The organism is Desulfuromonas sp. AOP6 (assembly GCF_009731355.2).
In the GTDB taxonomy this organism is placed as follows: domain Bacteria; phylum Desulfobacterota; class Desulfuromonadia; order Desulfuromonadales; family SZUA-540; genus SZUA-540.
Map to the genome: position 1 here is coordinate 2,230,610 of NZ_AP022810.1, position 12,743 is coordinate 2,243,352.

A 12,743-nucleotide genomic window follows, 5' to 3' on the forward strand; every position below is an offset into this window, starting at 1 on the left:
CGCAAAAACGTCATAAAATTAGCACAGGGAAATCAGGCTAGTCAAGCTTTCTCCATCGGAAATTCAAAGAGTTAAGGCCATTATAAAATCTTCCAGGGCTGGGGCAGAAAAAGCCGGTGATACAAATTGATGGCAAAGCGGTCCGTCATGCCCGCGATAAAATCGGCAACGGAAATCTCAAGAGGATCCCCGCAGAAACGATCACCTCCATGAGCCACCAGCGCCTCCTCGTTCTGCATGAAAAAGAGAAACAGTTCCCGTAGGATACGAGAAGCCTTGATGAAATCGTCATGGACGGTTCTGACCTGATACACATGAACAAACAACCATTCTCGCAGAGCGTCAATGGCTTCAACAACAGCAGGAGACAGCGATATACCCCCTCCATCTATACAGAGCGAGGCCTGGATCATGTCACAAACCATCGTGTTGATCCTCTGGGAGTGACTACACCCAAGAACATCTACAATGGCTGCCGGGACCTGTCCCTTATGGATAAGGCCAGCACGAAGTGCGTCGTCAAGGTCATGATTGACATAGGCAACAATATCAGCCAACCGTACGATCTGACCTTCCAGGGTTTGCGCCCTTACGGCAGGATCCTTGGCCAGAATAGGTCCTCTCCCCTTGGAGTGCTTGACGATACCGTCACGAACCTCTTCGGTCAGGTTAAGCCCCTGCCCCTCCTTTTCCAGGCAATCGACCACACGCAGACTTTGCAGAACATGATGAAAGCCACCTGTCACCAGTTCACTCAGCACCTTTTCGCCGGCATGACCAAAGGGCGTGTGGCCCAGGTCATGACCAAGCGCAATGGCCTCAGTCAAATCTTCATTCAGACGAAGAGCCTTTGATACAGTGCGGGCAATCTGGGCTACTTCGAGTGTGTGGGTCAGGCGAGTACGATAATGATCACCTTCCGGAGCCAAAAAAACCTGAGTCTTATGTTTAAGACGTCGAAACGATTTACAATGGAGTATGCGATCCCGGTCATGCTGAAAAGCAGTGCGTACGGCACAAGGGTCCTCCGGTTTTTTACGTTTACCACCATGACCGCTCAGACAGGCATGAGCTGACAGAGAAGTCTGTTCTTGTCGTTCGAGCTGTTCTCGGATAGTCATAAAAACCTTATAAATTATAGTTTATGTTTGTTAAAAAAGCTCCACTAGAATTGACTTAACCCCGTTGTCATGGCAACACAAAAGTTACCCGCGGAAGTGAGACTTTTAAAAGATCAAAGGGATTCTAAAATCGTTTATGGCAACCATCCCACAGAAGACGCCCTTGTTTCGGTGTATGTTATGGCCTCGTCTTGAAAATTGTCACGAATTGAAACAAACCATCCCGTCTAAAACTAACACAGAGGCCTTTATCAGGAACAAGTTTAACAGTTATAAACAACTAAAATAATTTTTCCTCTTGATTTTAAAGCCAACAATTGTTCTATTATAGCTTTTTATCACCAATTGATATCACAATAAACCCCACATCAAACAGGAGGAAGATCCCCATGGCAACACTTCTCGAAATGGCTGCCGAAATTGTTGCGGCCCACGCATCGACCACGCCCATGTCCCGCGACGAACTGGTCGCCGAACTCAGCGAAATCCACAACGCTCTCAGCGCCCTTGAAAAAGGTGAAGCTATTGCAGCCGAAGCGGAAACCATCGAAGTGCCCGCTGTTTCACGCAAGAAAGCCTTCGGCAAGGATAAGGTTACCTGCATGATCTGCGGCAAAGAGATGAAGACACTGGCCCGTCACCTGCGTACGGCCCACGACATGAAACCCAGCGAATATCGCAAGCAGTTCGACATCCCCCGCACGCAGCCCCTGGCTGCCCGCTCCTATTCGGAAAGCCGGCGGCAAATGGCCGTCGACAGGGGTTTGGGCGAGAATCTCGCCAAAGCCCGGGCGGCCAAGAGCAAGACAAAAGCTAAAAAGTAACAGGTTGCCATAGCAAAACACGATTCACAAAAAAAGCGCCCTGGCGGGGCGCTTTTTTTGTAGAAACCAATGACTGACTTCAGTTCAGCGTAAAAGGAATGGTGCTGATGACTGTACCGTCCGCATCGAGCACATCCACTCGCCAATCACCCACCCATTCAGGGAGAAGAGCTTTTAAAGACCAGGTTCTCCAATTGTTGGAGCGAACAGCAAGATCAACCCTGGCCATTTCTTCGTCCCCACGGTACCAGACATGGGTCACCTGGCTGTCAGACTCAGCACCGACTATACGGGTAAAACAATACAGCTTTCCGACGTCAGCCGAATAACTGGTCAGAGAATCGACAGGGTTACGATCACTGACTTGGGAGGTGATCACTCCTTCGGCCACTTCCAGGGCAAAAGCAGAGACAGGCAGACTGAGCCATGCCGCGAGCACAGCGACAAAGGCGATCACAGACAAGCGCTTCATAGATTTTTCTCCTTTACAGATCGAATGATGTTGCCAATATGCTTAACTATATACCATAGGCGTTACCGGTACGCCAGCCGAGGAGGGCATATTTTTAGCGGGAAATGCCCTGGTGTTAAATTTCCCTTGACCCAGCACAAAACCCTGCTCTAGATTGTTTTGCCGCCACAAAAAGGATAATCGATATGAAACGCGTCATCGTCGGCGACAAGCGAGAAAAGGTTCTTACAACACTCGAAGTCATTCTCAAACATTGGGGATACAGGGTTGTGGTATCTTCGCGTCCTGAGCAAATAGAGGCTTTTTTGCTGGAGACATCCCCGGACCTGCTGTTCATAGGGGCCCATTTCCTGCAAAACGACCACAGAAAACTTGCAAATGCCACTGGAGAAAAAGCAGCCGACAAAAATTGCCCCCTGGTGGTTCTTAAGGACAACGGCTTGCCGATTCCTGCCAACCTCCCATGCGAGAGCCTGGATGTCCCTATCGGACTGTTCGAACTCTACGCTATGATCCAGAAACACCTTGAAAAAACTCCGAGGAAAAACTTAAGGTTGGACCTCAAACTCCCTGGCGTTCTCTATCGCGATGGTTCTCCTCATCTGTCAGAAATCCTCAGCCTGAGCGAGCAGGGCCTTTTTATCCGCAGCGCCTTTCGCCTGGCACAAAATGAGCCGCTTCAGGTCATCTTTCCCCTGATGGGGATGAAAAAAGAACTGGAGATTGAGGGACGGGTTCTGTACAACGTTCTGCCCGCGCCAGAGAACAACTATCTGCAAGGCTCTGGCGTAGAATTCCTCCACCTGACCGCACAAGACCTACTTTGTCTGCAGCGTTTCATTGAAGGTTGCTTTCTCGGTGAAATGTCTCCGAGCGAAAGAAGCCTTATGGATCTGACGGAGGATCAGATTCAGGGCCTCGACCAGGAAGTTTCATTGAAACTTATCAGCAGTCACTGACACCAGAGCCTCTCTGTCAGAAAACGCTTTTTCCCGTGTCAAAGGACACGCCCAAAGCAACCGCCAACGTCGCCGCAACATCGGCGAAAGAGGTGCGCTCGCCGAGGTCCCTCCCCTTTTCCAATCCCCGATGCCAGATAAGTAGCGGCACAAACTCACGGGTATGATCTGTCCCGGGCATCGTCGGATCACAGCCATGATCGGCCGTGATCATCAGAAGATCCCGCGGCCCCATGGCCTGCTGGAGATGCGGCAGCCAAAAGTCAAACTCTTCGAGGGCCCGACCGAACCCTGCCGCATCCAGACGGTGGCCATAAAGCATGTCAAAGTCTACCAGGTTCGTGAATATAAGGCCCCGACATACCACAGACAATGCCTCCAGGGTCTTGGCCATGCCATCGGCATTGCTCTCAGAGGAAACACTGTCGGTAACACCTTGGCCGGCAAAGATATCGCTGATTTTGCCCACAGCATACACCCGCATACCCGCCTCCTTGATCCGCTCAAGGATGGTCGTTTTGGGGGGAAGGAGGGAAAAATCATGCCGGCGTGAGGTCCGTCGAAAATCAGCGGCGCAAGTGCCGACAAAAGGCCTGGCAATCACCCTGCCAATGCGGTAGGGGTCTAGCAGGCGCCTCGTGATGCGGCAGAGCTCATAAAGGCGTTCCACAGGAATGACATCTTCGTGGGCGGCAATCTGAAAAACCGAGTCGGCACTGGTATAGACAATGGGTCTGCCCGTGCGCAGATGCTCTTCGCCCAGCTCCTTAAGAATTTCGGTGCCGCTGGCGGCGACATTCCCTAGAGGCACCAAGCCTGTCTCGCGCTGGAAGGCCGCCATGATTTCAGCCGGAAATCCATCGGGATAGGTTGAAAAAGGTTCCTCCTGAACAATGCCGGCAAGTTCCCAGTGACCGGTCGTGGTATCTTTGCCGGTGGATACTTCCCGCATACGGCCGTACAGACCCTCTGCCGCCGCCACCGGCGGCACCCCTTCCACGGGATGGATGTTCCCCAGACCGAGCTGTTGCAGGTTTGGCAGCCGCAGGCCGCCACAATAGCGAGCCACGTGACCGAGAGTGTCAGCCCCTTCGTCCCCGTAATCCCTGGCGTCTTTTTGGGCGCCAACACCAACGCCATCCAGGGTAATCAGCACCACCCGATCAAAGGCCGCCTTGTTCATAGATCCCTCTGACGCCGCCACTGGTCGACAATAGCCACCCCACCGCTTGTGCCGATGCGGGTCGCGCCCGCGACAAGCATACGATGACACGTTTCCCAGTTCCGTATACCGCCGGCGGCCTTGACACCGATACGGCCAGCCACGACCCCGGCCAAAAGAGCAACATCAGCCTCTGTCGCACCGCCAGGACCAAAACCCGTCGATGTCTTGACATAGGCGGCCCCACCCTCCACGACCAGCCGAGCCAGGTCGGTTTTGAGGGTATCCGCCAGGTAACAGCACTCCAGGATCACCTTGACCCTGGCACCATCAGCAGCGGTGACCACTTGACGGATATCGTTCAGAACCTCATCGTGGCGCCCCTCCAGTGCCGTGCCGACATGAATAACCATATCGATTTCAGCAGCCCCTTTTCTCACCGCGTCCTGAGCTTCGAACGCCTTCACCAGGGAGTTGGCATAACCGAGAGGAAAGCCGACCACCGTTCCCACAGCGACCTCCGAACCATAAAGAATATCGGCCGCCACCGCGACATAGGAAGGCGGGATACAAACCGAGGCGAAACCGTACTCCACCGCTTCCTCACATAGTTGGCGAACCTGGTCCGAGCGGGCATCCGCCTTCAGAAGGGTGTGATCTATCAGGGCAGCAGGATTCTCAAAATGCATGTCCAGCCTCTTGATTTGGCATGGGTCAAACAGCAACGGGCCGCGAGAAAAAGCGGCCCGCCTCCTTCTACAGATAAAGGCATGTGCCTCAGCTGCGGTAATCAGAGTTTATTTTCACATAATCGTAGGTCAGATCAGACGTATAGTAATCGCCAGCCCCTTCGCCCAGGCCCAGGTCCACGGTCACGGTAAATTCCGGTTTTTTGAGCACTGCGGTCGCCTTTGCCTCGAAGTCCTGGCCGGTGCTTAATCCCTCACGGACGACGGGAACCTCGTCGAACAGAATGGAGACACGGTGGGGATCCACCTCCGCCCCGGAATAGCCAGCAGCGGCGATAATGCGCCCCCAATTGGCATCGGCACCGAAAAAGGCGGTTTTGACCAGGTTGGAGGTAGCGATGCTGCGAGCCACCGTTTTGGCCTCGACGGCATCGAGGGCCCCTTGCACATGAATGCGGACAACCTTGGTGGCCCCTTCACCGTCACGTACGATCATTTTGGCCAGATCCAGCAGAACGGCCTTCAAGGCCTGCAGAAAGGCAGCCCCTTCGGCTGTCCCTTCCTGGATAGGGGCATTGGCGGCCAGACCATTGGCCAGGATAAGGACCATATCGTTGGTGGACGTATCGCCATCCACGGTGATGCTGTTGAAGGATTCGCCAACGGCCTCGCGCAGAGCATCTTTCAGGAAAGAGGGCTCCACCTCGGCGTCAGTCATCACAAAGCCGAGCATGGTCGCCATATTGGGATGAATCATGCCGGCGCCCTTGGCGATGCCCATCAGGGTATACTGTCCTTGCCCGCAGGGAACATGCACCGACGCCATCTTCGGAAAGGCGTCGGTGGTGCGGATGGCCTGGGCCACATCCTGAGCGCCACCTTCGTTTAAAGCCGCGGGAAGCAGCGGAATGGCTCTTTCGAACTTGTCCAGCGGCAACGGCACCCCGATGACGCCGGTAGAAGAGACCGCGACCAACTCTTCTTCAATCCCCAGAACGCTGGCACAGAGCTCTCCGCAACGGCGGGCATCCTTGAGGCCCTGTTCTCCAGTACAGGCATTGGCATTGCCACTATTGACGAGCACAGCCTGGCACCGGCCAAAAAGGATGCGGGGAGCGGTCACCTGTAAAGGAGCGGCAATTACCTTATTGGTAGTAAAGACACCGGCGGCCCTCGCCGGCACTTCAGAGAAGATGAGCGCCAGATCGGGTTTTCCTGATTTTTTTATGCCCGCCGAAGCCGCGGCGAAACGAAACCCGTTGACCTTTTCGGATATGGTCTCAGTCATAACAGATGCTCCAAAATCCTGACGTAATAGATGAGATAGGGCGTACGCCTGAACCCTGCGAAAGACGTCCTTCGCTCAGGCTCCGCAACATTTCTTATACTTTTTGCCACTGCCGCAAGGACAGGGATCGTTACGTCCGACCTTGTCCTCTTCCCGGGTGACCGGCTGCTTATCCTGGCTCTCGCCCCCCACCCGATTCAGAACAATGCGACGCCGGCGCTGCTCGGCTTCCAGTTTCTCCACATCCTCGTCTTTGGCCAATTGAATACGATAGAGTTTCTGCACCACTTCCTGGCGAATACGCCCCATCATCTCCATGAAGAGACTGTATGCCTCCCGTTTGTACTCTTCTTTAGGGTTGCGCTGTCCGTAACCCCTGAGGCCGATACCCTCCTTCAAATGATCAATGGAAAGAAGATGGTCCTTCCACTGTGAATCGATGGTCTGCAGCAGCAACACCTTCATCAGGTGCTCCATGACGGGAGACGAGAACTCCTCCTCCCGCTGCTGGAGCCGCTTGACAACCTGATCCCGGAGGTGTCCGATCAGACGCTCCTGAGTCAGGTCGGCAGCGGTAGTGTCACCCAAATCCGGTGGAAAATTGAACTGGCCAAGGAAATCTTCCGCCAGGCTCCCCCAGTTCCAATCCTCGGGACGGGTCTTTTCGGGGCAGAAGGTCGCCACAATATCCTCGACGGTTTCTTCGATGATCGATACGTAGGTTTCGCGCAGATTCTCACCGGCCAGAACCTCCTTGCGCTGGGTATAAATAACCTCGCGCTGCTTGTTCATGACATCGTCGTATTCGATCAGGTGCTTGCGGATATCGAAGTTGTGCCCTTCCACCTTTTTTTGAGCGTTTTCGATGGCCCGCGAAATAATGCCGTGTTCAATGGGCTCTCCCTCGGGAATCTTGAGCTTGTCCATGACAAAAGCGACGCGGTGTGAACCGAAAATACGCAGGAGATCGTCTTCGAGGCTCAGATAGAAACGGCTGGCGCCGGGATCGCCCTGACGACCACTGCGACCGCGCAGCTGGTTGTCGATACGGCGCGATTCATGCCGCTCGGTGCCCAGAATATAGAGCCCGCCGGCCTCAAGCACCGCTTCCTTTTCAGCCGCACACAGAACACGGTATTTTTCCAGCAGAGCCTCTGCCGCCGCATCGGGATCTTCAGCCGACGCCGCTTCCTTGCGGGCGAGAAGCTCCGCATTGCCACCAAGAATGATGTCGGTCCCGCGACCAGCCATGTTGGTCGCGATGGTCACGGCCCCCTTGCGACCGGCCTGCGCTACGATTTCGGCCTCTTTCTCGTGATGCTTGGCATTGAGAACGTGGTGAGGAACTCCGCGCTTGCGCAGCATTTCGGCGAGCACTTCCGACTTCTCAATGGAGATGGTGCCGACGAGAACCGGTTGTCCCGTTGCGTGACAGCCGACCACGTCGTCAACAACAGCGCGGAACTTTTCTTTTTCTGTTTTATAGATGACATCGGCGTAGTCATTGCGCCGCAGCGGGCGATTGGTCGGGATGACCACGACTTCGAGTTTGTAAATCTGATGGAACTCGGCTGCTTCCGTATCGGCCGTACCCGTCATACCGGAGAGCTTGTTGTACATACGGAAATAGTTCTGAAAGGTGATGGTCGCCAGCGTCTGGTTTTCGCTCTCGATCTTGCCCCCTTCTTTCGCCTCTACCGCCTGATGCAGCCCGTCGCTCCAGCGCCGTCCTGGCATGAGGCGACCGGTAAATTCATCAACGATCATGACCTCGCCATCCTTGACGACATAGTCGACATCGCGGCGGAAGAGGGCGTGGGCCTTGAGGGCCTGGTTGACATGGTGGAGGAGCTCGATATTGCGGGGCTCGTAGAGATTTTCCACGCCGAGCAGTTTCTCGACTTTGGCTACCCCTTCCTCGGTCAAACTGGCGGCTTTGGCTTTTTCATCAACGGTAAAGTCGCCTGTGTACTGTTTGAGGGTCTGCCCGATCTTGCCGTCGCGGGACTCGATGACCTCCCCCTTTTTAAGCATGGGGATAATGCGATTGACCGTATAATACAGCTCGCTGGAGGCCTCACTGGGACCGGAGATGATCAGGGGTGTACGGGCTTCATCGATCAGGATGCTGTCGACTTCGTCGACGATGGCAAAATTGAGATCGCGCTGCACATACTCGTTAAGGGCGAACTTCATGTTATCGCGCAGATAGTCGAAGCCGAATTCGTTGTTGGTTCCATAGGTGATGTCGCAGCCGTAGGCTTCCTTGCGCTGGACATCCGTGAGACCATGCACGATGCAGCCGACGCTGAGGCCCAGGAAACGATGGACCTGCCCCATCCACTCCGAATCCCGGCGTGCCAGATAGTCGTTGACGGTAATGACATGAACGCCACGGCCACTCAGGGCGTTGAGGTAAGCCGGCAGCGTGGCAACGAGGGTTTTGCCCTCACCTGTCTTCATCTCGGCTATTTTTCCTGAGTGAAGAACCATGCCGCCAATCAACTGGACGTCAAAGTGGCGCATACCGAGCACCCGCCGTGCCGCTTCACGGACAACAGCGAAAGCTTCGGGCAACAGATTGTCGAGGACTTCCCCCTGCTCAAGGCGTTGCCGAAATTCGGCGGTTTTGCCACGGAGTTCCTCGTCGGACAAAGGAGATATAGAGGCTTCCAGGGCGTTGACTTTATCCACACCAAGCTGCAACCGCTTGAGTTCACGCTCATTCTTGCTGCCAACAATCTTTCGAACCAGTGAACCGATCATCAAAAGGCTCCTTACCGTTACAGTATTTGTTCAGCCTGCTCCGCACATCCCCCTGCAACAGGAGATCGGCAGCGCTGAAGACGCGGAATCATAGCATAGCCCGGAGAATCCTCACAAGGACTATGACACTCTCACACAGCCGCTTTTTGGCACGCTCAAAAAACAAAACCCCGGGAATTCCGGGGTTTTTAGATCGAGAGGTGCGAGGTGCACTAGATATATTTTTTCGGATTCAGCGGCACACCATTAAGGCGGACCTCATAATGCAGGTGGGTCCCCGTTGAAGTTCCTGTATTGCCTACAGCCGCGACCTTATCCCCCCGCTTGACCCGTTGCCCGACCTTGACAAGAAGCTTGGAATTATGGGCGTAAAGGGTTTTGAACCCATAACCGTGGTCGATGACCACCATTTTTCCGTAGCCAGGAGCTGTTTCCGCCCGGCTGACAATGCCGTCGGCGGTGGCAATCACGGCAGTACCGGTGCTGGCAGCGATATCAAGTCCTTCATGCATTTTACGCTTGCCTGTGAAGGGAGAATTACGCATGCCAAAATTAGAAGTCACCCACCCTTTGACGGGCCAGCCATTGGGCTTGGCAGCCATAAGAGAGCGCTGGTCGTTGAGAAAACCCTGAACCTCCTCCTGACTTTCACGACGAAGCTCAATCGCCTCACGGATCTGGTCGATCTGCCGCTGCAGTTCGGAGAACTCCGTGGCCGCATCGTCCTCCGGAGCCCCCCCCATGCCATTCAGGGCATCGGGACGAGGACCGGAAAGCTGAGCCAACACCCGAACTTTCGCATCATTCTGGGCCAGAACCACCATTTCTTTGCGCAGGTCTTCGATGTTGGCACAAAGCCTTCCAATTTCCTGCTGCTGGGAACGGCTTTCAGCACGCAGGCGCTGCAACTCCTGACGATCGACGTGAGTTCTGACATAATCGAAAAGCAGAGCGCCCGTGCCTAGAAAAAGCAGGATAGAACAAGATATGGCCAGAGAGATCCAACGACGGGGCAACGTGAATCGTCGCACCCGGTGAGACCCTTCCGGAATGACAAGCAAAGTAAATCGTTTAGCGGACAAACGGTCCTCCTGGTTTTTTAATATCGCACCATTCGAATGAATATGAATCCGCGACGCTCATTAATAAAAGAAGCCATCAAGCCTTGTCAAGCTATTTGGAACTCTGCCACCTATTCATGCGGCGCCTGTTGACGTTTTTGGGCTCACTTTGCCGTCATAGGGCAGAAAGGTCAGAGTTCGATGCTCAGGGCAATTTCATCGCACTCGGGAAACTTGGCGCATTTGATACAGTCGCTCCAGATCTTGTGCGGCAATTCAGATTTTTCAATCAGGTGAAAACCCATCTTCTCAAAGAATCCGGGCTTATAGGTCAGGGCAAAGACTCTTTTAACTCCAAGCTGGCGCGCTTCTTCAAGGCAGGCCATGACGAGCTGACGACCAATACCTTTAAGACCGCAGGATTCTAAAACCGCCAGGGAACGCACTTCAGCCAGATCCTCCCAGCAGATATTTAGTGAAACCGTACCGACAACGTCTCCACCCTCCTCATAAACATAAAAATCACGAATGGTTTCATATATTTCCGACAAGGAACGAGATAGCATCAGCCCGTCCTTGGCATAACCAATCAAAAGCTTGTGGATGGACTTGGCGTCCGGTATTCTGGCCCTGCGTATCATAGCGTTGCTTCTCTCCCACGTGCAAAAAACGACCCGACACAACGAAAAAGCAGAAAAAAAGTCCGACTCAACCCTTGGCAGAGGAGGTAATCATCTCCCGGGCATGGGCGAGGGTTTTTTCGGTCACTTGAGCCCCACCGAGCATCCGGGCCATCTCTCGAACTCTTTCTTCCCCTTCCAGGGGGACCAGTGCCGTGAAGGTTCGTCCACTCTGCTGCATCTTTTCCACCCGATAATGTCTGTCACCAAAAGCAGCTACCTGGGGTAGATGGGTAATACAAAGTACTTGCAACCCCTGTGCCACTCTTCGCAGTTTTTCTCCGACTGCGGTGGCGGCCATACCCCCGACACCAGCATCGACTTCATCGAAGACGAGAGTGGAGACACCGTCACGCTCGGGCGCGACACTCTTCAGGGCCAGCATGATGCGTGAAAGCTCCCCCCCTGAAGCAATCCAGGCCAGGGGTTTTGGCTCTTCACCGGGATTGGCGGAAATATAGAATTCCCCCCTCTCCAACCCTTTCGGGCCCGGCGCGGCAAGCGGAAAAAGGCGCATCTCGAAACGGGCTTTCTCCATGGCCAGTTCTTTCAGCTCTTTTTCAAGGGCTTCACGCAACTTTTCGCCGGCGGACCGACGGGCCTCGCTCAACTGCTGGCCTGCCTCCTGAAGGCGCGCACGGCTTGCGGTCAACTTTTTGTCCAATACTTCACGTGTGGCGTCAATATCTTTGAGAATTTCCACTTCATGATCGACTTTTTCTTTGAACGCCAGAATCTCATCGATATTGGTGCCGTATTTACGCTTGAGTCCGGCCAGCAAGGCCAGGCGTTGCTCCACCTGGTCCTGACGCCCTTCCTCATAACCTCCCTGGCCCGCGTGCTCACGGAGCTGAAGGGCGACGTCTTCAAGACCATAGAATGCGTTACGAACGGCCTCACCGAGGGTTCCCAGGCGGGGGTCCACTTCACGTAATCCTTCCAGCTGGTCAGCCAGCAACCCCAACTTTTCGCAGACAGATCCTTCCATGTCATAGAGGAGCTCATGCCCCCCTTCCGTAGCGGCGACCACCTTTTCAGCATGCTGCAGGCGCAACCTTTCGGAGGCCAGGCTTTCTTCTTCGCCGGGCTGCAACTGAGCCCTGTCAATCTCCCGACTCTGGAACGTCAGCAGATCGAGGCGCTGCTGCCGTTCCTTTTCGGCTTCTTCAAGCTTCTTCCGGTTGTGTTCAAGTTCCTGGGTCGCACGGTAAAGGTCGCGATAGCGGGCCACATCCTCCTGCAAATTGGCGTAGCGATCCAGAAGATCCAGATGCGTGTCGGACCGCTGCAGATTCTGGTGCTCATGCTGACCATAAATTGTCACCAGTTCAGAAGCCACTTCCTCCAACTGGGCCAGTTTGGCCAGGGACCCATTGATATAAATCCTGTTTTTCCCCGACCGGCTCACCAGTCGCTTGATGATCAGCTCGTCCCCGGCCTCAAAGCCCTCGGCCTCCAGTCGCTGTATAATCCCGGATCGGCCGGAAATGTTAAACATGGCCTCCACCTGGGCCTCGTCTTCTCCGGTTCGTATGACTTCCGGCCGAGCCCGATCACCCATGAGCAGGCCGACGGCGTCGATGATAATCGACTTCCCGGCTCCGGTTTCGCCCGTCAAGACATTAAAGCCGCCTTGGAAGGTCACATGTAAACGGTCGATAATCGCAAAGTTTTTGATAATGAGATCGGTCAGCATAAAGAAGCTCGTCCCCTCAAATTGT

Annotated in this window: 11 protein-coding genes; 2 read left to right on the top strand and 9 right to left on the bottom strand. The window is 54.4% G+C overall.

Annotation, left to right across the window (positions count from 1 at the left end; genetic code table 11):
- Positions 1–80: 80 nt before the first annotated feature.
- Positions 81–1,121, bottom strand: coding sequence for a deoxyguanosinetriphosphate triphosphohydrolase (locus AOP6_RS10435; RefSeq protein ID WP_155876674.1), 1,041 nt, complete (start codon positions 1,119–1,121; stop codon positions 81–83).
- 389 nt (positions 1,122–1,510) lie between these two features.
- Here AOP6_RS10435 and AOP6_RS10440 point away from each other — a divergent pair, with 389 nt between their 5' ends.
- Entirely contained in the window at positions 1,511–1,945 is a 435-nt protein-coding gene (locus AOP6_RS10440) for a MucR family transcriptional regulator (protein ID WP_155876675.1), read from the top strand.
- Between the two features lie 79 nt (positions 1,946–2,024).
- Here AOP6_RS10440 and AOP6_RS10445 read toward each other — a convergent pair whose 3' ends face one another.
- Entirely contained in the window at positions 2,025–2,417 is a 393-nt protein-coding gene (locus tag AOP6_RS10445; RefSeq protein ID WP_155876676.1) for a DUF2914 domain-containing protein, read from the bottom strand.
- 185 nt (positions 2,418–2,602) lie between these two features.
- On the opposite strand from AOP6_RS10445, the gene AOP6_RS10450 reads away from it, so the two are divergent.
- On the top strand, positions 2,603–3,376 hold the full coding sequence (locus tag AOP6_RS10450; protein ID WP_155876677.1) for a PilZ domain-containing protein: 774 nt from the start codon (positions 2,603–2,605) through the stop codon (positions 3,374–3,376).
- 16 nt (positions 3,377–3,392) lie between these two features.
- Here AOP6_RS10450 and AOP6_RS10455 read toward each other — a convergent pair whose 3' ends face one another.
- From AOP6_RS10455 to recN, 7 genes are all read right to left on the bottom strand, one after another.
- Entirely contained in the window at positions 3,393–4,559 is a 1,167-nt protein-coding gene (locus AOP6_RS10455) for a phosphopentomutase (RefSeq protein WP_155876678.1), read from the bottom strand.
- Positions 4,556–5,227 (bottom strand): deoxyribose-phosphate aldolase, encoded by a 672-nt coding sequence (gene deoC, locus AOP6_RS10460; RefSeq protein ID WP_155876679.1) that lies wholly within the window; start codon positions 5,225–5,227, stop codon positions 4,556–4,558. The genes AOP6_RS10455 and deoC overlap by 4 nt, the downstream gene beginning before the upstream one ends.
- An 88-nt stretch (positions 5,228–5,315) precedes the next feature.
- Positions 5,316–6,515, bottom strand: coding sequence for a bifunctional glutamate N-acetyltransferase/amino-acid acetyltransferase ArgJ (gene argJ, locus AOP6_RS10465; RefSeq protein WP_155876680.1), 1,200 nt, complete (start codon positions 6,513–6,515; stop codon positions 5,316–5,318).
- 75 nt (positions 6,516–6,590) lie between these two features.
- Positions 6,591–9,281 carry a preprotein translocase subunit SecA gene (gene secA / locus AOP6_RS10470; protein WP_155876681.1) on the bottom strand — a complete coding sequence of 897 codons (2,691 nt, stop codon included), beginning with the start codon at positions 9,279–9,281 and terminating at the stop codon, positions 6,591–6,593.
- A gap of 212 nt (positions 9,282–9,493) precedes the next feature.
- Positions 9,494–10,363 (bottom strand): M23 family metallopeptidase, encoded by an 870-nt coding sequence (locus AOP6_RS10475; protein WP_155876682.1) that lies wholly within the window; start codon positions 10,361–10,363, stop codon positions 9,494–9,496.
- A gap of 170 nt (positions 10,364–10,533) precedes the next feature.
- Positions 10,534–10,983: an N-acetyltransferase gene (locus AOP6_RS10480; RefSeq protein ID WP_155876683.1), complete on the bottom strand. Its 450-nt coding sequence runs from the start codon at positions 10,981–10,983 to the stop codon at positions 10,534–10,536.
- 67 nt (positions 10,984–11,050) lie between these two features.
- Complete coding sequence (gene recN / locus AOP6_RS10485; protein WP_155876684.1) at positions 11,051–12,718, bottom strand: DNA repair protein RecN; 1,668 nt, start codon at positions 12,716–12,718, stop codon at positions 11,051–11,053.
- Positions 12,719–12,743: the final 25 nt, after the last annotated feature.